Origin of the sequence: Pseudozobellia thermophila (genome assembly GCF_900141855.1) — a bacterium.
GTDB classification, from domain to species: domain Bacteria; phylum Bacteroidota; class Bacteroidia; order Flavobacteriales; family Flavobacteriaceae; genus Pseudozobellia; species Pseudozobellia thermophila.
The window spans coordinates 263,939-284,268 of record NZ_FQYU01000003.1; the positions used below are offsets into that span (position 1 = coordinate 263,939).

At 47.2% G+C, this 20,330-nt stretch carries 18 protein-coding genes; 7 read left to right on the forward strand and 11 right to left on the reverse strand.

Translation table 11 applies throughout. The features are described 5' to 3' along the window. The coding region (locus tag BUB37_RS11020; RefSeq protein ID WP_170863154.1) for a DUF7507 domain-containing protein at positions 1-2,174 on the reverse strand (2,174 nt) is incomplete at its 3' end. 341 nt (positions 2,175-2,515) lie between these two features. Beyond that, entirely contained in the window at positions 2,516-3,454 is a 939-nt protein-coding gene (locus tag BUB37_RS11025) for a PorP/SprF family type IX secretion system membrane protein (protein WP_072993445.1), read from the reverse strand. 941 nt (positions 3,455-4,395) lie between these two features. On the opposite strand from BUB37_RS11025, the gene BUB37_RS11030 reads away from it, so the two are divergent. Further along, the gene (locus BUB37_RS11030) at positions 4,396-5,535 is read left to right on the forward strand and encodes a hypothetical protein (protein ID WP_072993448.1); all 1,140 of its coding nucleotides are present in this window, start codon (positions 4,396-4,398) and stop codon (positions 5,533-5,535) included. Between the two features lie 707 nt (positions 5,536-6,242). Here BUB37_RS11030 and BUB37_RS11040 read toward each other — a convergent pair. From BUB37_RS11040 to BUB37_RS11050, 3 genes are all read right to left on the reverse strand, one after another. Beyond that, entirely contained in the window at positions 6,243-7,658 is a 1,416-nt protein-coding gene (locus tag BUB37_RS11040) for a CCA tRNA nucleotidyltransferase (protein ID WP_072993453.1), read from the reverse strand. Positions 7,659-7,743: 85 nt separating this feature from the next. After that, positions 7,744-8,304 carry an L-threonylcarbamoyladenylate synthase gene (locus BUB37_RS11045; protein ID WP_072993456.1) on the reverse strand — a complete coding sequence of 187 codons (561 nt, stop codon included), beginning with the start codon at positions 8,302-8,304 and terminating at the stop codon, positions 7,744-7,746. A gap of 82 nt (positions 8,305-8,386) precedes the next feature. Continuing rightward, a complete protein-coding gene (locus tag BUB37_RS11050; protein WP_094766691.1) occupies positions 8,387-9,256 on the reverse strand; it encodes an ATP-grasp fold amidoligase family protein in 870 nt (289 codons plus the stop codon). A 95-nt stretch (positions 9,257-9,351) separates the two neighbouring features. On the opposite strand from BUB37_RS11050, the gene BUB37_RS11055 reads away from it, so the two are divergent. After that, positions 9,352-10,185 (forward strand): glycosyltransferase family 2 protein, encoded by an 834-nt coding sequence (locus BUB37_RS11055; protein ID WP_072993462.1) that lies wholly within the window; start codon positions 9,352-9,354, stop codon positions 10,183-10,185. On the opposite strand, the gene BUB37_RS11060 is transcribed toward BUB37_RS11055, so the two are convergent. Both BUB37_RS11060 and BUB37_RS11065 read right to left on the reverse strand, forming a co-directional pair. Beyond that, the gene (locus BUB37_RS11060; protein WP_072993464.1) at positions 10,167-10,961 is read right to left on the reverse strand and encodes a glycosyltransferase family 2 protein; all 795 of its coding nucleotides are present in this window, start codon (positions 10,959-10,961) and stop codon (positions 10,167-10,169) included. The two genes, BUB37_RS11055 and BUB37_RS11060, sit on opposite strands and share 19 nt — an antisense overlap. A 149-nt stretch (positions 10,962-11,110) precedes the next feature. Then, on the reverse strand, positions 11,111-11,926 hold the full coding sequence (locus tag BUB37_RS11065) for a 2,3,4,5-tetrahydropyridine-2,6-dicarboxylate N-succinyltransferase (RefSeq protein WP_072993467.1): 816 nt from the start codon (positions 11,924-11,926) through the stop codon (positions 11,111-11,113). A 205-nt stretch (positions 11,927-12,131) separates the two neighbouring features. Between BUB37_RS11065 and ruvX the strand changes: the two genes are divergently transcribed. The 3 genes from ruvX to BUB37_RS11080 are packed head-to-tail and all read left to right on the forward strand — an operon-like array spanning position 12,132 to position 13,611. Further along, a complete protein-coding gene (gene ruvX, locus BUB37_RS11070; protein WP_072994010.1) occupies positions 12,132-12,545 on the forward strand; it encodes a Holliday junction resolvase RuvX in 414 nt (137 codons plus the stop codon). Continuing rightward, positions 12,542-13,132, forward strand: a complete 591-nt coding sequence (gene def / locus BUB37_RS11075) for a peptide deformylase (protein WP_072993470.1) — start codon at positions 12,542-12,544, stop codon at positions 13,130-13,132. Before ruvX ends, def begins: the two co-directional genes overlap by 4 nt. Positions 13,133-13,191: 59 nt before the next feature. Then, positions 13,192-13,611 (forward strand): DUF5606 family protein, encoded by a 420-nt coding sequence (locus BUB37_RS11080; protein WP_072993473.1) that lies wholly within the window; start codon positions 13,192-13,194, stop codon positions 13,609-13,611. A 42-nt stretch (positions 13,612-13,653) separates the two neighbouring features. Here the strand turns inward: BUB37_RS11080 and BUB37_RS11085 are convergent, their stop codons facing one another. Genes BUB37_RS11085 through BUB37_RS11095 form a run of 3 tightly spaced genes read right to left on the reverse strand, consistent with a single transcriptional unit; the run spans position 13,654 to position 16,925 of the window. After that, positions 13,654-14,598 carry a carbon-nitrogen hydrolase family protein gene (locus BUB37_RS11085; RefSeq protein ID WP_072993476.1) on the reverse strand — a complete coding sequence of 315 codons (945 nt, stop codon included), beginning with the start codon at positions 14,596-14,598 and terminating at the stop codon, positions 13,654-13,656. 4 nt (positions 14,599-14,602) lie between these two features. Then, positions 14,603-16,219 carry a family 20 glycosylhydrolase gene (locus tag BUB37_RS11090; RefSeq protein ID WP_072993479.1) on the reverse strand — a complete coding sequence of 539 codons (1,617 nt, stop codon included), beginning with the start codon at positions 16,217-16,219 and terminating at the stop codon, positions 14,603-14,605. Positions 16,220-16,274: 55 nt separating this feature from the next. Then, complete coding sequence (locus tag BUB37_RS11095) at positions 16,275-16,925, reverse strand: SGNH/GDSL hydrolase family protein (RefSeq protein WP_072993482.1); 651 nt, start codon at positions 16,923-16,925, stop codon at positions 16,275-16,277. A 156-nt stretch (positions 16,926-17,081) separates the two neighbouring features. Here BUB37_RS11095 and BUB37_RS11100 point away from each other — a divergent pair, with 156 nt between their 5' ends. Beyond that, positions 17,082-18,035 (forward strand): RraA family protein, encoded by a 954-nt coding sequence (locus BUB37_RS11100; protein ID WP_072993485.1) that lies wholly within the window; start codon positions 17,082-17,084, stop codon positions 18,033-18,035. A 99-nt stretch (positions 18,036-18,134) separates the two neighbouring features. Continuing rightward, the gene (locus tag BUB37_RS11105; RefSeq protein WP_072994012.1) at positions 18,135-19,412 is read left to right on the forward strand and encodes a mandelate racemase/muconate lactonizing enzyme family protein; all 1,278 of its coding nucleotides are present in this window, start codon (positions 18,135-18,137) and stop codon (positions 19,410-19,412) included. Positions 19,413-19,447: 35 nt separating this feature from the next. On the opposite strand, the gene BUB37_RS11110 is transcribed toward BUB37_RS11105, so the two are convergent. Next, complete coding sequence (locus BUB37_RS11110) at positions 19,448-20,323, reverse strand: alpha/beta hydrolase (protein ID WP_072993488.1); 876 nt, start codon at positions 20,321-20,323, stop codon at positions 19,448-19,450. Positions 20,324-20,330: the final 7 nt, after the last annotated feature.

The following is a 20,330-nucleotide window of genomic DNA, read 5'->3' on the forward strand; positions in this document are numbered from 1 at the left end:
GTATCGTCCATGGTACAGGGCGAGGTGGCCGGTACGGTATAGGTATAGGTTCCCGCGCCAGCTAGGGCGGGGGACCATGTCCCGCCGGCATCATGGGCGCCCAGCTGTGCAAAAAGTTGTCCCTCCGTTACGGTTGTTCCCGCGCAAATGGTGAGTGTTCCATCGCTACCTGCATTGGGTGCCGCTTGTTCGGTCACTACCACTTCCGCCGTATCGTCCACGGTACAGGGCGAGGTGGCCGGTACGGTATAGGTGTAGGTTCCGGCACCAGCAAGGGCAGGGGACCATGTCCCCCCTGGATTCGCACTACCGCCGAGCTGGGCAAAAAGCTGTCCCTCGGTCACGGTTGTTCCCGCGCAAATGGTGAGTGTTCCATCGCTACCTGCATTGGGTGCCGCTTGATCGGTCACTACCACTTCCGCCGTATCGTCCAGGGTACAGGGCGAGGTGGCCGGTACGGTATAGGTGTAGGTTCCGGCACCTGCTAGGGCGGGGGACCATGTCCCCCCTGGATTCGGACTGCCGCCGAGCTGGGCAAAAAGTTGGCCCTCGGTCACGGTTGTTCCCGCGCAAATGGTGAGTGTTCCATCGCTTCCCGCATTGGGTGGTGCCTGATTGGTTACTACCACTTCCGCGGTATCGTCCACGGTACAGGGCGAGGTGGCCGGTACGGTATAGGTGTAGGTTCCCGCGCCTGCTAGGGCAGGGGACCATGTCCCTCCTAAATCCGGACTACCATCGAGCTGGGCGAATAGCTGAGCCTCCGTTACGGTGCTTCCCGCGCAAATGGTGAGAGTGCCATCGGCTCCCGCGTTGGGAGCTTTCTGCTCCGTAATCGTCACGGTGGCATGTTGGGCATATCCTTTGCTATCACTTATACCATAAACAAAACTATCCGAACCGGTGTAACCGGTAGACGAGGTATAGGTTATATAATCATCCGTCGGGTTAGCAGGGCTACCGTTGTCATTTACGACAGCTGTTCCCCCGCTAGCAGGGCTAATAATAAAGATGCTTCCGGATGAAGGCCCATTTCCCCCAAAATCATCGTTTGAGAGTACATCAATATCGATGCTACCTTCTTCACAGACCGAAGCGGTATCATCTGTGGTGGTGGGAAAATAACTTATCGTAGGGTCATCTTCCGTATTTCCATTACTATCGATACCATCATCCGACAGATCGCTTACATCATTGGTTCCGTAAGGGCTGTCGGCCAAAACGCTAATTTGGTTTACAACGCCTCCCACTTGCAATACCGGATCGGTAAGGGAAAAGCTCGCGGAATAGGTTGCCGTTTCACCGGCTTCGAGGCTGCCTTCGGCAGAGCCCCCGGAGGCACTGACGAACGTAGGTCCGCTTGTTAGGGTTAAAGGGTTTGTGTCTATATCGGAAAAAGTGTCCGTTAGACTTATATTGTCAAGGGTAGTATTTCCTGTGTTCTCTATCGTAATGGTATAATCTACGGTATCTCCGGTACTGACGGGGTCGCTAAAGTTTTCGACCACCGTTTTGGTGGCTTCGATTTTAGGGTCGGCAATGATCAGGTCGGTAAGAACAAACTCTACTTCATCGATGGCTGGAACCAACCCCAGGAGACTCAACAAACCTCCGGTCACGTCAACCTCCATTTCAAGGGAGTTGATAACCTTATCCACCCGTAAGCTGCCTCCGCCTGTTCCGTTATTTATTCCATCTTCGCATTCCCCTCCGATACTGGCCAAAAGGGCATCATCGTCGATATTAAAGCGGGTTGGGGTAGATTGAAAGATAGGCCCGTTGGATTCTAGTTCCGTCCAAGTGCCGTTGGTAATATTAAAATTTCCTGTGGCAGACCCTCCGCCAAGAATGGGAAGAACGGAATAGGTTCCTACTTTATCTACATGTAGGATGGGATTTACAATATAGACCGGGTCACCGGTACTCGCATCGAAGAAGTGGAAACTAATATTTCCAGTAGCAGATGAGCTAGCGGATATTTCCAACGATGGACTACCGAATACATTGGGGTCGCTATAGGTAGCGGCACTGGTACAGCCCATGGTTTCAAGACCGTCAATGGAAGCACCACCCGAAACCCGGGCTTCGACACGTACCCAACCATCATCGGTGACCGACTCCCAAACGGAAGATGATACCGGTGCCCAACCTGTTGTCTGCTGCGCTCTTGCCACTTGGACAAGCATTAATAGTAGTAATGCCCCGAAATGTGTTTTTAGACGATTTGCCAAATGATGACTTATTTTACGAAGCCTTTAAGGGTTAGGCCAACCACTGTAAATAAAGACTTACAACGTTCTGAGGTAAATTTAACAGGGGAGATAGGCTTGGCCAAAAATTATGTTGTATAGGTGGTCAAAGTAGATGTAAATATGCGTTAACATGTGGATTGGTCGATAAAAAATGTCATTTTAACCGAACCTTGGTAGTTGGGGTGCGTGAAAGAAAATAGAAGTCATTGGCCCCATCACCGGAATATCGAGGCGTTCGGGGGTACCTGTCCGGCCACCCCCTTTTAGAAGAAGCGAGGTTCGGACCTTCGTTGGTACCGGGTCAAAAATTCATACCGGAGCATAACTTCAAAAGAACCATCATTGAACCTCGTGCCCCCTAGTTCGGAAACCTCACGGTCGTAGGCAAGACCGATCATCAATTGCTCGTTCAGTTGAAATCCAATCAGGGCGCTTACCGCGGCATCCCAACGATATGCAAGCCCCATGGTAAACTTGTCGTTGTACAAAAAGTTCGCCGATAAATCGATTTGCAAAGGCGCCCCACCCACGGTCTTGACCAGTGCGGCGGGTTTGAATTTCCAAAGCGGATGTATGGGGTAGACATACCCGGCCATAAGGTAAATGTTCATGCGCTTTTCGGCCAAAAACGATGTGCTTGACGAAGCATCGTCAAAATGCTTGGTCTTTAAAAAGTTGGGAACCGAAAGTCCGATATAATAATCCTCGGAATAATAATAGACACCGGCACCGAAATTAGGGGAGAACTTATGGTCGATATTGTTGAGTCCGATATCGGCAGCTTCATTGTTGTAGTTGGCCAGCTTGTTGAAATCAAGGTTGAGTACATGGGCACTTGCCTTGACGCCGAAGGCCAGTCTGGCGGTTCGCGATACGGGAACGGTATAGGAGAAAACGCCATCGAAATAGGTTTCTTGGCTGGTACCGTTTCCTATTTCATCGTTTACAATCGAGAGACCTAAGCCTACCCGGTCCGAAACCGGGGTGTGAAAATTCAGGGTCTGGGTCTTGGGGGCGCCTTCCAACCCTACCCATTGCGAACGGTGAAGACCCGCGATACTGACCACACCCCTTGATCCGGCATAGGCCGGGTTCACCGCCATCGTATTGTACATGTATTGGGTGTATTGCGCATCTTGTTGGGCCATTATGCCCGAGAATATGGCAAGGGTAAAAACAAGGGTTATTACGCGTTTCTTCATTGTCGTTTTTTTACTGTAAGCAAACCGTATTGGGTTGTAACAAATGCTGTAAAGGTATCTATTTTTAACTTTGGGCCTATTATTTTTAAGTTGTGCGACCCGATTAAACCGATGTTTACATCGCCAGGTAGAATGCTTTTCGATTTTACGACGGTTTAATGTACCCGTTTAGTAGTCCTCCCATTGTTTTATTGGTCCACTTGTCTTTGTCGTTGAAAACCGAATTCCTTAAAACGATTTGATAGTATTGGTTTTGAAGATATAATCGCTGTTTTTTTGCGCTGTATTTTTTTAGGGTAGACCGAAATTCGCTAATCTCTTTTTTTTATAAATTTGAGTGTCAGTTGGTTTGCTTTATAATCTATTTATAAACTATAAATCAAAAAAATGAAGAACAATTCAGATTATTCACGTTCATCACCTAAGCGGCAACGCTATTTTTTGCCTCTTTCCAAAAAGGCGATTCCGGTACGGCCCCTGTTGTAGCTTCAGGGTATATCGATGGTAACTGGAATTGGGCTTAGGTTTCTACCCATAAAAAAGACCAACGACCTTCTACAGGCATTCTTGGGTGGGGTCGGTTCTTCTTTTTATGGATTTTTCTAAATACCGATATCGTGCTTGTAAATGGCAAATGGGGTGGGCCCTAGTTTTACCGGTTCGATTATGAAAGAGAAAATGCAGCTTATTCCTGGCGGTTCGATAGTTTTAGTTCTAAAAATATACCTTGAGGTTAAGGGTGTTGACGGTGGCCCATTAGGGGGGAGTTGAATATACCTCCATAAGGGGAAGTCAATTTTGCTTTCTCATTCTACTTGTAAGATTTTATCCGGCAGGTCTTCGGCCGAACTGGATATCGATAAGCACAAGGCTGTATGTGGGTTGTATGGACTCAAAGTATTACGAAGATCACTTAAGTTTAAAATATAACATATCGAATAATGGATTTGAAAAAAATAGGACTATTCCTGTTTGTCTTTGCCCTATGCTTGTTTAACTGTAGTAAAAGGGACGGCAATGATAATTCGGATATGGCGGCGGATTCCCTTACGGTATTTCCCCTTCGTTATTCCGATTTGAAGGGATTGGTGCCTTTGGGAAACCTAAATCCACCCGGGCATACCTTGCCAACGGGACACACCTATCTCTATTTTAAAGACCCTACTATCAAAGTTCCTTTGCTCTCCCCGGGCAATATTCAATTAATTGAGGTAGAGATAAATTTGCGTGAGGTGGGCGACTCCGTTGTCGGACAGGATTATTCCCTGAAATTTGATTTGGGGAAATATTATTTGAATTTTGGGCACGTTACCGACCTGGCCGATGACATTAAAGCTGCTATGGAATCGGCGAGCACTTCGGGAAACAAACGTTGTAAGGAGCCTTATGATCTCAACGGCACCACTTTTACGGACTGTGTGGTCAAAATAGACCATTTTAAGGTAACTGCCGGCCAAGAGATAGGTAAGGGAGGGGGGCAACCCGGGCAGTATGGTCTGGATATGGGTGCCCAAATCAAAGGAGAGGAGCCTCCATTTAACGCCGTGTGCCCCTTTATTTATTATAAAAGGACGGTTTATGAGGATATACGTCAAAAGTTTAGCAATTATGACGGAAGTATTCCCCGGACAACGGAACCTTTATGTGGTGAATATAATTATGAAATACCCAATACGGCAAGCGGTATTTGGAAAAAACAAGGCTTACCGCTTTATCCAGAGGATATGCAGGTAGCGCTGGTAAAGGATAATATTCAACCCGAGTTCCCCGTCTTCTCCATTAGCAATTCCCTTACGGGCTTGTCGAGTGGTGTATACTATTTTGATGTTCAAAATACGGGAGTCGTCAACCGGAAGTTTGAAGACGTTAAGTCGGACGGCAATACCTATTGTTATGACCTAAAATACAAAAATACGTCTACTATTTTGGGCTCTATGATTCTTAAAATGTCCGATGACACTACATTGGATTTAGAGTATCGGCCAGATTACGATTGCAGCGTTAATACGGATTATACCTTTAGCAACAAAAAAGTGAGGTATGTAAAACCGCAGGAAGTACTCGACTGGTTGAAACAATGATACCTTTTAAAGCGGAATTATGGTAAACGGGTTTTTATGCCAATAAAATCTGCACATACATAACTTCTGGTATTATCGTGTTCTTTGGGGGCCGTTGTAAGTTGCCAAAAAAACGGTTGCGGCACATCTTTCCTGCAACCGGCCCTTTACAGACCCTTCTATCTCCCACAAGAATCGTAAAGCGGGTACAATTTTACCTCGCGATAGCGGTATTTCCGGGATGGCCCCCGGACCACTATGGTTTACAGGTTTTTGCCGGTTTAGCGGCATGTATGGGTTGGCGGTATACACCGGATCCGCCCCTCGGGGCATCAAAGAAATAAAGATCAGCTTTGCTGAAGCCTTGGTGCTGGCGGCTATTTCTAATGAGGGGCTTTCGAAAACGTACGGGTCGCTATAAGTGGCAGCGCCGGTACGGCCCATTGTCTCTTTGCAACTTCCCTTTGTTGTTAAAAAAGGAACCCTTTAACAAAAATGGGTTCATATGGATTTTGACAAAATAACGCCGATTTTTTGCTACTGGATAAGGGCAAAGTTATTGGGTGGACTCATCGATGGAGCTTGCACTTTTTTTTTGGAAATCGGAGGGCCATTGGAGCCCGGTTGCCATCACCCTTGGTTGTGCGAGGCGATTGAATTGGCTTTCTAGGGACAGTTTTGAAGGGTAGTAAAAGAGTTCAAGAAAAGGCGAGGCTTTTGATCGGCAATTAGGCCTTGTTGAGTCCTAGTTCCTTCGCCTTTTCCAGCATGAATTTTTGGGCGGCCTCGTATTCGTTGGGTATTTCGCCTTCGAGGATGGCCTCTTTGATCGCGTCCTTTATGATGCCGATTTCCCTGGAAGGTCTTAGGTTAAAGGTCTTCATAATTTCCTCACCGCTGATGGGGGGCTGGAAATTCCGGATATGGTCGCGCTCCTCTACCTCCTTGATCTTTTGGCGCACCAGTTTGAAGTTATTCTTGTATTTTTTCTGTTTTTTGGCATTTTTGGTGGTAATGTCGGCCTCGCAAAGGGTCATAAGGTCGTCGACATGGTCGCCCGCCTCGTATACCAGACGGCGAACGGCCGAATCGGTAACGAAGTCTTCGGAAAGTATTTGGGGCCTTGAGCTCATCAATACCATTTTTTGAACGTATTTCATTTTATCGTTCAAAGGCATCCTGAGGCGTTTGAAAAGTTTGTATACCATTTTCGAGCCTACGAATTCATGACCGTGAAACGTCCATCCGATCCGCTTATGGAATTTTTTGGTCGGGGCCTTTCCGATATCGTGGAGCAAGGCGGCCCAGCGTAACCAAAGGTTATCGGTAGTCTGCGCTATGTTGTCGACTACCTCCAAGGTATGCCAAAAATTGTCCTTGTGGCGCTGCCCCTCGATTTCCTCGATGCCCTGCAGGGCGGTCAGCTCGGGGAGGATGTAGGACAACAGTTCCGTTTTATGGAGAAGGGCCAGGCCTTTTGAGGGTTGGGGACTGGCCAATATCTTATTAAGCTCGTCGACGATGCGTTCTTTTGATATGATCTTGATCCGGTCTTTGTTGGCCGTAATCGCCTGCAGCGATTTGAGTTCAATGGTAAAGTTCAGTTGCGTGGCGAAGCGTATGGCCCGCATCATTCTCAGGGGATCATCGGAATAGGTAATTCCGGGCTCCAAGGGAGTCCTGATTATTTTCCTTTCCAGATCGGAAATCCCGTCGAAGGGATCGAGAAGGTCGCCAAAACCATCCTTGTTCAGCGAAAGGGCCAGGGCGTTGATGGTAAAGTCCCTTCGGTTTTGGTCGTCCTGCAAGGTACCGTCCTCGACAATGGGTTTTCTGCTGTCCCTGTGGTAGCTTTCCTTTCGTGCGCCTACGAATTCGAGCTCGATGCCCTCGTTTTTTACCATGGCCGTACCATAATTCTTGAAAACGGATACCTGGGGTTTTCCGTCGAGCATTGAGGCCACCTTGTTCGCCAGTTCGATACCGCTTCCAACGGCCACGATATCGATATCCTTGGGTGTGTCACGTTTTAGGAGGTAATCCCTAACAAAGCCGCCAATCACATAACAGGAAACACCCAAGGTCTCAGCGGCATCGGAAACGAGTTTGAAAATCGGGTCTTTTAGGGCTTCTTTATAGTTCAAGAGATCGGATTTTGGTTTTGCTGCAATGTGCCATATGCTGAATTTGCATATGGTTTGGATGCGCTGTTGATATTGCTTATGAGTTTTACTCCCGAATGACTTTTACCGTGCCGTCATTGCCCAGTTTGATTATGGCCGAGGGCACTGGGTTTACATGTTCGGGCTGCAAATTTACCACATAGTCGACACCTTTTAAAATGCGATCGGAAATTTCGGCAAAAGTTTTGGGCGTCGGGTGGCCCGATATGTTGGCCGATGTCGAGACAATGGGCTTTTTGAATTTGTTGATCAAATACCTGCAGAATTTGTCGGAGGCCACCCTAATGGCAAGGGTATTGTCGGGGGCTATCAGGTTTTTGGCCACCCCTACGGGCGCGTCGTAAACGATGGTTGTGGGTTTGGTAGAGAGGTCTATAAGGTCAAAGGCCAGTTCGGGTACGTGTTCAACGTGTTTTTCGAGCATGGCATCGTTGGCTACCAAACATATCAGGGCCTTGCTGTCTTCCCTGTTTTTAAGGGCGAAGACCTTGCGAACCGCCGCTTCGTCGGTGGCGTCGCAGCCAATGCCCCAAACCGTATCGGTGGGGTAGAGAATAAGACCGCCTTGCTGTAAGGTTGTACAGGCCTCATTTATTTCTTTTACCATTTTCAATATATAAGCCTATATCATCAATCCGGTTTACGACCGGGATGGATGTGTAGTTTCCGCAAAAATAGCGAATTGTGGGTTAGGAAAAGGCTTGGGTTATAAATCGGTTTTCCGATGGAATTTTGGGAAGGCGGATCAACTTTCCCATATGCTCGTCAAATTCTGGCGGGGTAAAGGGTTGGCGCCCATCCCCGGGGTAAAAGGTCATTTCCCCAAAAATGGTCTTTCCTTCCACATTGTAGAGGTCGACCCGTACAAAGGGAAACCCGACCGATAGCTTGGTCGCAATTTCAATCATGGTGTTAAAATTGGCAGGTTTAGGGCAGATATCCTTCCACTTGTGAAAACATCCCTTGTTAAAAGGCTGTAGCTCCCAATCCATATTATAAAAACTTCGTAGATGTTCCTGTCCTCTGTCCATATCGACCTGAACGTAGGTAGGTGTACCGTTAAAACAATAGAATTTATAGTCGTTTAGTGAGCATTGGTTTTTTTGCTCTATGAACCTTTCGACAATCAATCTGGGTTGGATGTCTTTGTAGGCCCATTCAAGACCCCCGCGGTAGTACTGGTTTCTCGATAGCCATTTTTTGAACAGTAACTTGGCCTTTAGTACATTCAATGTCCGTTTATCGGTTACCACCAAATTTGAATTGCATCCATGGGTCGCCTTTACGACAAATTGATCGGGGAGTTTGTCGAAATCGATTTGGTCCGAACTTGAGGCCAAAGCCAACAGCTCGTTCAAGTATTCTTGCCCGACTTTTTCAGAGACGTAGGACCTAACCTCAAATTTGTCGACCAGCTGGTTTAAGATTTTGGGGCGGTAAAAAACCTTGAGCCATTGTATTTTTTCATTGAAGGTTATCGGGTTATGTAAATCCAATTTCTTGTTAAAGTAATATTCGTAATATATTTTTACATAGAGCTCTGGATCAATAAATTTCATCCTTTTTAAAATTCCAAGATATGCTTTTCTTATCATAGGTTATACTTAATGTAACAATATAGAAATATCTAACCAAACATTGTTATTTTTGCCGCATGAAAGTCAAATCAACTGAATCTCCCAGTATATCGGTAATAATTAGTACCTATAACTCCGAAGAGTGGCTCGAAAAAGTGCTTTATGGGTTCAATTGCCAAATTTTCAAGGATTTTGAAGTGATAATCGCCGATGATGGATCTGGGCCAAAGACCAAGAAGTTGATTGAAGATATCTCCGAGGTCGTGTTCTATAAGATCATACATGTCTGGCAGGAAGATGAGGGTTTTCAGAAATCACGGATTCTCAACAAATCGCTGTTGGCCTGCAGTGCCGAATACATAATAATGACCGATGGCGACTGTATACCGCGGGAAGATTTCGTCCAAGTACATTATATCAACAAAGAACCGGGTTACTTTATATCGGGAGGGTATTACATGCTGCCCATGAATATCTCCAAGGCCATTACCCGGGCGGATATCGAAAATCAGAATTGTTTCGATATCAATTGGCTAAAGGAAAAGGGCATACCAAAGACCTTTAAGAACAACAAGCTTACGGCAAGGGGCTTTGTATCTACCTTGTTCAATACGTTTACGCCGACCAACGCAAGTTGGAACGGGCATAATTCATCAGGTTGGAAAAAGGATATTCTGAACGTCAACGGATTTGATGAAAGAATGCAATATGGGGGACAGGACAGGGAACTCGGCGAACGGCTTTTCAATTACGGCATAAAATCAAAACAATTACGCTACAGTGCCGTATGTGTTCACCTCGACCATAAGCGGGGGTACAAGACACCGGAATCAATTGCCAAAAATGCGGCCATACGAAAGGAGACAAGAAAGAACAAGCATGTATGGACCTATTATGGCATTACCAAATAATAGGCCAATTCGTTTTTCTTTTCGAGTTTTTTGAGCTCACGGTACCTTTCAAAATCGCTTAAGGCATTTAGGTAACAGATGATTATTCCTTTTTTCCCGTCTAAAATACCCAGCCGAATCAAATAGTGGTTTACGAATTTCCAAAGCGGTTTGAATATTTGCGAAAGCACGTTGTACCGATTCTCCCTATAAAAGTCCTCCTTGGCTTTTAACCTGCCATACTTGAGCATTTTAGCCTTGTAGTCGTCGTAGTTCTTGTAGCAATAGTGGATCAGTTTTTCGTTAAGTATCCCTGAGGAGCCATCAACGACCAAGGTCTCGTGTACTATTTTCTTATCGGAGAACCGGGCCTTACTTTTTCTGAACAACCTATAGTTCTTATCGGTCTGCCAGCCACTAAAGTGAAGGGGGCGATCGGTAAACATAAACTTTCGGTAGAACCAAAATGCGGCCAAATCGGTATCGCTGTTCACCGTGTCGATAATTTCCTTCTTCAGTTGTTCGGGAACAACCTCGTCCGCATCCAAAAATAAAACCCAATCGTTCGACGCCTGTTTTAAGGTGAAAGACTTTTGATGGGTGAAGTTTGAGAACGGATGCTGGATCACCTTTACCTTAGGATGGTTTTCGAGGTATTCGTAGGTGCCATCGGTGCTGTACGAGTCGACCACGATTATCTCGTCCGCAAATTCAACGGACTCAATGCATCTTTCAATGTATCCCATTTCATTGTAGGTAATGATCAGGGCCGATAATTTTTGTCTTTCTTTTGGCATTATAATTATTTTGGATTGGTTCGGTCTTTTACTCTGTAGATTAAAAAGTCCAAAAAAGGTTGCGTTTCCGTTCCCAATTAAGATACTACCCTCTTAATAACAATTAAAAAACAAAAAAATTATACTAAACCAAAAAAAATTCCTACAAATTAGACAGCCACATCATATTCCCGTAGGGCATCGTTCAAAGATGTTTTCTTGTTGGTACTCTCTTTTCGGGTACCGATGATCAATGCACAGGGTACTTGAAATTCACCGGCCGCAAACTTTTTCGTGTAACTACCGGGTATAACAACTGAACGTGCCGGAACCCTACCTTTGATTTCTATCGGGCTATCACCGGTTACGTCAATAATTTTAGTAGATGCCGTTAATACGACGTTGGCGCCAAGAACGGCCTCCTTTTCGACCCGTACGCCCTCGACGACGATACAGCGCGAACCGATAAAGGCGTTGTCTTCGATGATAACTGGCGAAGCCTGCAAGGGCTCCAATACCCCGCCGATTCCCACACCCCCACTGAGGTGCACGTTCTTGCCGATCTGGGCACAACTGCCAACCGTTGCCCAAGTATCGACCATGGTGCCCTCATCGACGTAGGCTCCGATGTTCACATAACTTGGCATTAAAATGGTGCCCGATGAAATATAGGCTCCGTGTCTGGCCACGGCATGGGGCACGACGCGGATACCCTTTTCCTTATACCCTTTTTTCAATGGGATTTTATCGTGGTATTCAAAAATACCGGCCTCGAGCGTTTCCATTTTTTGAATGGGAAAGTAGAGAACAACACCTTTTTTGACCCACTCGTTGATCTGCCAGCCGTTCTCCGTGGGTTCGGCACAACGAAGCTCGCCGAGATCCAAAAGGTTGATTACTTGTCGAATGGCATCTTGGGTATCCTTTTCCTTTAACAGCTCCCTGTTGTCCCAGGCGTTTTCAATGGTCTTTCTTAACTCGGTCATAGTACACGTATTTTTTTGAAGTTATTATATTCCGGCCGTGTTGCTGCAATGGCACATTCGTGGTCTTCCGCAAGAGCCGTAAGGTATATCTGAATTTTTGTTCGCTTTTTTAGCTTTGCAAATATAATTGGTCATTTATGATTTTGGGCGGCAATTTTACTCTTATAACAATTTATGGGTTATTTTTGTCAAAAAATTTGAAGGAGTGGGAAGGTTGTTGGCATTGGATTTCGGACAGAAAAGAACGGGAATAGCCGTGACCGACGAATTGCAATTGATCGCTTCCGGGCTGACCACGGTGCCTACCTCCGAACTCTTCGATTTTCTTAAAAACTATATCGAGGCCGAAGATGTCGAGCGGTTTATCGTGGGAGAGCCCAAACAAATGGACAACACGCCCTCGCAATCGGAAGCTTTGATCGCGCCCTTCTTGGTGCAACTGCAAAAACGCTATCCGCAGATACCCATTGAACGCCAAGACGAAAGGTTTACTTCCAAAATGGCGGTGCAGAGCATGGTTGCAGGCGGACTAAAAAAGAAGAAGCGCAGAAATAAGGGTCTGGTCGACGAAATTAGCGCCACCATTATTTTGCAGGACTATTTAAACAAGATTAAATGATTTTACCTATTGTAGCCTACGGAGACCCTGTGCTTCGTAAAATGTGTAAAGACATACCACAGGATTACCCGAAACTGAAGGAACTGTTGAACAACATGTGGGAGACCATGTACAATGCCAGCGGCGTTGGTTTGGCCGCTCCGCAGGTGGGGCTGCCCATACGCATATTTGTTGTCGATACAACCCCTTTTGCCAATGATGAAGACCTGTCAGCAGAGGAAAAAGAGCGTTTGAACGGGTTTAAAAAGGTGTTTATCAATGCACATGTACAGGAAGAAACCGGTGATGAGTGGCCCTTTAACGAAGGATGTTTGAGCATCCCCGACATCAGGGAGGACGTAAAGCGCAAAGAGACCCTTACCCTCACGTATTTTGACGAGGATTTTAAGGAACACACCGAAACCTACGATGGCCTGTTGGCCCGTGTGATTCAGCACGAATACGACCATATCGAGGGCATTTTGTTTACCGATAAGCTTTCGGCGCTTAAGAAACGCATGCTCAAGGGTAGGTTGAACAACATTTCCAAAGGAAAGGTCAGTGTGGAGTACCGCATGCGTTTTCCCCTTATGAAAAAAGCGCGTTAATTTTTATCGTAATCCATCGAAAAGTATAATATTTGCCCTCCTAAAACGTAAATTTCCATATGAGTTTAGACAAAGTTTTATCTATAGGCGGCAAACCTGGCCTTTACAAATTGGTCACACAGACCCGCACAGGTTTTGTAGCCGAATCTTTATTGGACAAAAAACGCATCACGGTCGGTATGCGAAGCAACGTAAGCGTACTGTCGGAGATTGCCATTTATACCCTGGAGGAAGAACTGCCCCTGCGTGAAGTGTTCCAAAGGATCCAGGTCAAGGAAAAAGGGGGCAAGACATCCATTGGCCATAAAGAGGAAAAAATTAAACTGGAAGAGTATTTTTTTGAAGTACTGCCCAATTACGATGAAGACCGGGTGTACGCCAGCGATATCAAGAAGGTAATTCAGTGGTACAATATTCTGCACGATAACGGAATAACGGATTTTTCCGCCAAGGATGACGGAGCTTCCGAAGAAGAGTAAGATATAAGGCCCTCGATAAGAGGGCCTTCTTTTTTAGTTCACCTAATCGGTGACGGGCCCTTGTCCTTTTTCGACATGTGTTTCGGGTTGGCCGGTGGCCTCGAACCTGAATATATCGTTGCGTGCGTAATGCCCGACGACGTCAAAGTCGAGCTTGTTTCGGGCAATTTCGTCGAGATCCAGTTCTGCAATAAGCACACCGGAACGGTCGAATAGGGGGCCGGCCAGCACCTCGCCCCTTGGCGAAACGATTACGCTGCCCCCGCGACAGAGGTTCTCGGGTACTTCACCGAGCCATTTTCCGTACTTTTCGGGGTACATCCCCTTGGTGAAATATTGATTGCATCCCAGTACGAAACAACGTCCTTCGAGGGCGATGTGCCGCATGGTAGCCGTCCACCCGTCGCGGGAATCGGCGGTTGGGGCCAAATAAATTTCGACGCCCTTTTGGTACATGGCCGTTCTGGCCAAGGGCATATAGTTTTCCCAGCATATGAGTCCGCCCAACCTACCGATCTCGGTTTGAAAGGTGACCAGCGATTCCCCGTCGGCTTCGGCCCAAATAACGCGTTCGGCACCCGTAGGCTTAATTTTTCTATGGACGCCCAAAAGGCCTTCTACGGGCGAAATGTAGAGCATGGAGCAGTAAAGGCTGCCATGGTTGTCTTGTTTTTCGGTGATACCCACCACGAGGTAGATGTTCTTTTCGCGCGCCAGTTCTTCCAATCGTTTGACCTCAGGGCCCTTTAGGTCGATGCTGTTGTTGCGGTAATCGGAGTAAAGTTGACGCCCTTGGTCGGTCCTGCTTCCTACCCTTGTGCCGAACGAAAAGCCCCTGGGGTAGCCGGGGATAAACGATTCGGGAAACATGAGCAACCGGCAGCCTTCGTCGGCGTATCGGCGCACAAGAACCTCCATTTTTTCCAAGGTCTTTTCCTTGTCGAAAAATACGGGACTCTCTTGCACCAGGCCAACTTTCAGTTTCATGTAATTAATCTTTTTTGATCTCTTTGTAGGTGTATTTGCTTTTCTTCCAATCGATCAAAGGGGAAGGGTAGTACTTGACATCCATTCGGTCCAGGAACGGGGCTTGGTTGGCCAATCGTACTTTGTAACTTTCCCAATCTCGGTTCTCGGGAGTCGACCAACTCAGTTCGGAATAGCCGATGGCACGGGGAAAGGCGAGATACTCGACTTCATCGATATTGCTCACGGTCTCCGACCACAAAGGGGCCTCTATGCCCAAAATGTTTTCGACAGGGATACCTTCATATTCCTCGGGGGTCCAGATATAGGCCGAATCGGTGGGGATGTAGGCCGCCCAGTGCAAGCCGTGTTTTGATAGCGAATCGTACTGCATATCCAGGTAGGCTTTTTTAGCCGGCGACATTATTATTTTCATTCCCTTCTTAACGGCCAGGTCGGCGTTTTCCTTGCTGGCCCAAAATTGGGCTATCGATTCTGAATCGACATCGGCGGTAACGATCTCGTCCCACCCGATCATACGCTTGCCGTATTTCTTTACTATTTTCTCGACCCGTTCCACAAAATAGATGTAGTCTTCCTTCTTGGTTACATGGCTTTCGTCTCCACCGATATGAAAATAGGGCCCGGGAGTAATGGCCGAAATTTCCCTTACCACATCGTCGATAAAGGCGTAAACGCTATCTTTTCGGGTGTCGAAGGTGCTAAAGCCTACCTGGGTGCCCTCATATAGTTCGACCTTCTTTCCGTTTCCGTTCAAAAAGGGGTAAGAGACCGAGGCGGCATTGGTGTGGCCGGGCATATCGACCTCGGGAATAATGGTTATGTAGCGCTCCGCCGCATAATTGACTATATCGGTGTATTCTTCTTGGGTGAAAAACCCGCCCGATTCGCCGCCCACTTCGGTGCTTCCACCTATTTCGGTGAGTTTTGGCCACGATTTTATTTCTATGCGCCAACCTTGGTCGTCGGTCAAGTGCAAATGAAGCACGTTGTACTTGTAGTAGGCGAGCAGGTCTATATATTTTTTTACGTCCTCTACACTAAAAAAGTGGCGGGCAACATCGAGCATGCTCCCGCGATATTCAAAAACGGGGTTGTCGATGATCTTGCCCGTTGGTATGGGCCAAACCTTATATTCCGCTACGGTGTCAAGGCTTGTTTCGGGAATGATCTGCCTTAAGGTCTGTACCCCTCTAAAGGCACCTTCGGCCGTGTTCGAATTGAGAATGACGGAGTCCGGTGTTACGTACAACTGATAGGCTTCCGGGGCCTTAAGTTCTAAACTGTCCGATTGGCCGATGTAAATAACGCCTTCCATGTTGGGTACTTCGTCTACGTTTACCGGTATGTCCAAACCGGTTTTTCCTTTTAGCTTCTTGGCGAGAAACTGTCCTATTTCCTGAAAACCGTCGGCATTTTCAGAGGTGTAAATGGCCGTAAATTGGTCTAGGGCAAAAGCATTTTCGGTAGCGACTACCTTTTTGGGCATGGGAATCATATTCTCCATGGCCAGATTTGATTTTGGCAGGTTGAGGACGCGTTTCTTTTTTTCGGCTTCGCAAGACAAAAAGGCCACAAGGCCGAGGCAGATGAGAAGGCTTTTGAAAAGGTTTGATTTCATTTGGTCTTTGAATTAGATTTATATTGGGGTGTTGGATACATACGGGGGGCAGACCTTAGTTTTCAACAAACGCCTGCATTACCTTGAACCAGATATCGTAGCCTTTGGTGTTCATATGCAGGCCGTCCTCTATAAAGATATCGCGTTTTAATTTACGCCCGTCCAACATGGGTGTCCAAACATCGGCGTAGTCGAGCAAGCTGTCTTTTTTTGACAAGCGCTTGAATTTTCTATTGAGTCTTTTGTATTTGCCCTTCAATTTCCAACGGGCGATACTGGGCTTGGCCGAAATCAGGACGATTTGGGTCGAGGGATTTTGTGCCCTGACCAAGGCAATGATCTCTTGGGTCGTATCTATGATCTCGTTCGGTCTTTTCTTGGCCGAAATATCATTGTCGCCCTCATAGATAAAAACTTTTTTGGGCCCGTACCGTAAAACTAGGTTTTCTAAAAAATACAATAGGTCCGATGCCTGCGAACCTCCAAAACCCGAGTTGATGATCTGGTGGTTCGGAAAGCGCTCTTGCACGTCCTTCCACATGCGAATACTGGAACTTCCGGTAAATACGATGGTTTCCTTCGATGGGTCCCATAGGGCATCGTACTTCTTTTCAATGGCATCCACTTGTTCCTTAAACCGCAGTGGGTCTTGTGCCGTGCCTAAAAGGGAAACAAAAAAAAGAAGGAAGGGCAGAATGTATTTCATAGGGTATTTTTAAGTGACACAAGTTAGTTTTTATTTATCTGTGTTCAAAGTATTCTTAGGGTAGGGGCCTTGACTTACGTAATAAACTTACCAGTGCTTGATCGCTATGGATGGTAAGCCCAACGGTATATTTTCAACAAACCTAAACCACTTTATATGAAACTGCATTCTAAATTGGCGGTGCTTCTCGCTTTTATGCTGGGCTTTGCACTTGCTGCCACCGCACAACAGATTACCAAGGAAGAACTGATCTTTTTGACGCCCGAATGGAAGGGGGAACGCTTTGGGGACGGTCGCCCCAAGGTACCCGGTTCCATTTTGGAGCGAATGAAGGGCGTTACCCTCGAAGAGGCCTGGGCCGTACTCAAGGGAGAAAATTTCAAGTACCAATATGCCGAAAATTGGCAGACGATCAATCCGGACAGCGTACTGGTCGGTCGGGCGGTAACGGCCGTTTTTGTTCCGGGCAGGCCCGACATCCATCGCGTAATCGACGAAAGGGGGCACAAGGAAGACGGGCGCGTCAAATCGCAAAACGCATGGACGATAGATTTGTTGCAGAAGGGCGATGTGTACGTGGTCGATCAGTTCGGGGCCCATGTAGACGGACCCACTATCGGCGACAACCTTGGCAATTCGATCTACGCCAAGACCGGTAACGGAATAGTTTACGACGGTGCGATCAGGGATATTGACGGCCTTAAGGAAATAGGTGGTTTTACCTCCTTCTTCCGCAGCTATCACCCCTCGCACCACTTGAACGATCCGAATGGCGCGCTCAATACCACCTTGGTGGGGATAAATACACCCACAAGGATAGGAATGGCCACGGTTATGCCGGGCGATGTCGTCTTGGGCCGAGATGGGGGCGTTATCTTCATTCCCCCGCATTTGGCCGAAAAGGTGGTCAAGACCTCCGAAATTGTAAGGCTTCGCGATATGTTCGGGCATCAAAGGCTTCGCGAGCAAAAATATACGCCCGGCCAGATCGATTCGCGGTGGTCGGACGAAATAGAAAAAGACTTTTCAGAGTGGCTGAATGCCCATATCGATGCGTTGCCTGTACCCAAGGAACAAATTAAGGAACTGCTGAAAACCAGAACATGGTAGGTTTTTGGTTTTGATTTCTTAAAAAACAATCGTGTTTTTTAGGGTTATGTCATTTTTACTACGTAGTAAATGTGAACCATCCAAATAAACGTGTCGATTATGAAAAATTCAAGAAGAGCCTTTTTGTCCAAGGCGATGGCCACATCGGCCCTGACCGCCCTGCCTTTTGCCAACTATGGAAAAGCCTATGCCCATGCCATCGAACGGACCCCGAAAATGTCGGCCCCGTCCGATTTGAGGATAACCGACATCAAGTGCGGTTTTATCCGCGGCGGGCACAGTCTCTTTGTAAAAATCTACAGCAATCAAGATATTGTTGGCCACGGCGAAGGGGTAGATGCCACCCCAGGCACGTATCACTTGGTAAAAAAATTCGGGGAGCGGTTGAAGGGTAAAAACCCCCTTAATGTACATCGCCTTTTTGAGGATATCCGACGGAGCGGTTTCTTTGAAGGCGCCCAAGCGGGAATGTTCGTCGCGGTTTTGACGGCGGTCGAAACCGCTTTGTGGGATTTGGCCGGAAAGGCTTTAAACCTCCCCGTTTACCAGCTTTTGGGAGGGAAATTTAGGGATAGGATCAGGGTCTATATGGATACCGCCCTGTATCAAAACAAATTGCCCCAACCGGAAGATTTTGCCGCCAGTGCGAAGGAGGCCGTGGATATGGGGTTTACCGCCGTCAAGTTCGATCTCGACCAAGCCAACGACCCCAATAAGTACGATGCCTATAACTGGACGGCCAACCCAGCCGAGATCCAACGGATGTACGATCAGATGGCCGCTACAAGGGAGGCCATTGGCCCTAATATCGACATCTGTGCGGATATGCACGGTAAGTACGACGCCCCTACCGGGGAAAAGGTGGCAAAGATGCTCGAACCCTTGAATATGATGTGGCTCGAAGAACCCATCCCCGCTGAAAATGTGGACGCCTATAAAAAAATTACCGAGTCGACCAGTACACCGATATGTGCTGGGGAGAACCATTATTTGGCCCATGGCTTTAGGCCTTTGTTGGAAAACGGTGCCGTTGATATTATTATGCCCGATTTACAGAAAGCCGGTGGCCTGGGCGAGGCCCAGCGCATCGCCAACTTGGCCAATTTGTACTACGTGCCCTTTGCGCCCCATATGGTAGCCTCTTATTTAGGGGCGATGGCCTCGTGCCACGTATGTGCCTCGGTACCCAATTTTATGATACTGGAGTGGCAGATCTATTTCCACAAAAACCCCATGTACAAGGAAATCATAAGCTTCGATGGGGAAATGGTGGAAAACGGTTTTATCAAACTCTCCGAGAAACCGGGCATAGGGGTCGAGATCAACGAGGAGGGAATGAAAAAATACGCCGACAAAGACGTGCCTTTCTTCAAGTGACCTGGCTATGCCTTGACGAGAAGCCGGACTGTGCCCTAGTTGTTTACGGAAACGATTTTTTCGGTAAGGGCCCACTCATAAAACCTTTGGATCCAATTGTCTGAAGGTAGGCCTTGTGGCTTCATTCCGAATCCGTGTCCACCCTTCGAATACATGTGCAGTTCCGGTAGGTAACCTTTGCCAAGCCACGAATTGTAAAGTTCGATACTGCCCTTGGCGAGGCCCAAGGGGTCGTCACTGGCACAGATTACCAGCATTTTGGGTGCGTTGGTCGGGGCCTCCTGTACCGGTAATGCGGAAGTCCACGGGTAAACGGGCACTATAAAGTCGGGCTTATCGATGTTTTTTGCATAATAGGCCACGCCCATGGTCACGGCGCCGCCCGCTGAGAATCCCATAAAACCGATTTTGGAAGCATCTATTCCATACTTATCGGCGTTTTCCCTTACATAGGCAACGGCCGATAGTCCATCGGCGATGGATAAGGGTAAGACGGGTTTGATGCGCTGTCCTATTTTTGCCGGGTTGTTGGCGCCTTCGTCCGTTATTTCCTTTACGGCATCCTTTCCGGTAGGCACGAGGCGGTATTTTAGAACAAAGGCCGTAATGCCTCTTTGGGCTAGCCATTTGGCCACTAGGTTGCCTTCGCTTTCAATGCTCAGGGCATATAAGCCTCCCCCGGGTGCGATAATAAGGGCCGTACCATTGGGGGTTTTGGGCCTGAAGACTTCCATGGTCGGTGTTGCTACATTGGTTACCACCTCGGTATCCCAAATTTCGGAATGGTATTGCCGTTCGTCGGTTTCCCAGGTTAGGGTTTCCGCTTTCTTATAGGGAACCTCTACGATTTCTTGTGATAGGGCTGGCAGGATTGCGGCCATGGATATCAGTAATGTGGTTAAATATTTCATTTGCTCT

What these genes read in the sequence shown, in the direction of transcription:
- BUB37_RS11025 (WP_072993445.1), bottom strand. Translation starts at nt 3,454, where the DNA reads ATGAAGAAACGCGTAATAACCCTTGTTTTTACCCTTGCCATATTCTCG.
- BUB37_RS11030 (WP_072993448.1), top strand. Translation starts at nt 4,396, where the DNA reads ATGGATTTGAAAAAAATAGGACTATTCCTGTTTGTCTTTGCCCTATGC.
- BUB37_RS11045 (WP_072993456.1), bottom strand. Translation starts at nt 8,304, where the DNA reads ATGGTAAAAGAAATAAATGAGGCCTGTACAACCTTACAGCAAGGCGGT.
- BUB37_RS11050 (WP_094766691.1), bottom strand. Translation starts at nt 9,256, where the DNA reads ATGAAATTTATTGATCCAGAGCTCTATGTAAAAATATATTACGAATAT.
- BUB37_RS11055 (WP_072993462.1), top strand. Translation starts at nt 9,352, where the DNA reads ATGAAAGTCAAATCAACTGAATCTCCCAGTATATCGGTAATAATTAGT.
- BUB37_RS11060 (WP_072993464.1), bottom strand. Translation starts at nt 10,961, where the DNA reads ATGCCAAAAGAAAGACAAAAATTATCGGCCCTGATCATTACCTACAAT.
- BUB37_RS11065 (WP_072993467.1), bottom strand. Translation starts at nt 11,926, where the DNA reads ATGACCGAGTTAAGAAAGACCATTGAAAACGCCTGGGACAACAGGGAG.
- def (WP_072993470.1), top strand. Translation starts at nt 12,542, where the DNA reads ATGATTTTACCTATTGTAGCCTACGGAGACCCTGTGCTTCGTAAAATG.
- BUB37_RS11080 (WP_072993473.1), top strand. Translation starts at nt 13,192, where the DNA reads ATGAGTTTAGACAAAGTTTTATCTATAGGCGGCAAACCTGGCCTTTAC.
- BUB37_RS11085 (WP_072993476.1), bottom strand. Translation starts at nt 14,598, where the DNA reads ATGAAACTGAAAGTTGGCCTGGTGCAAGAGAGTCCCGTATTTTTCGAC.
- BUB37_RS11090 (WP_072993479.1), bottom strand. Translation starts at nt 16,219, where the DNA reads ATGAAATCAAACCTTTTCAAAAGCCTTCTCATCTGCCTCGGCCTTGTG.
- BUB37_RS11095 (WP_072993482.1), bottom strand. Translation starts at nt 16,925, where the DNA reads ATGAAATACATTCTGCCCTTCCTTCTTTTTTTTGTTTCCCTTTTAGGC.
- BUB37_RS11100 (WP_072993485.1), top strand. Translation starts at nt 17,082, where the DNA reads ATGAAACTGCATTCTAAATTGGCGGTGCTTCTCGCTTTTATGCTGGGC.
- BUB37_RS11105 (WP_072994012.1), top strand. Translation starts at nt 18,135, where the DNA reads ATGAAAAATTCAAGAAGAGCCTTTTTGTCCAAGGCGATGGCCACATCG.
- BUB37_RS11110 (WP_072993488.1), bottom strand. Translation starts at nt 20,323, where the DNA reads ATGAAATATTTAACCACATTACTGATATCCATGGCCGCAATCCTGCCA.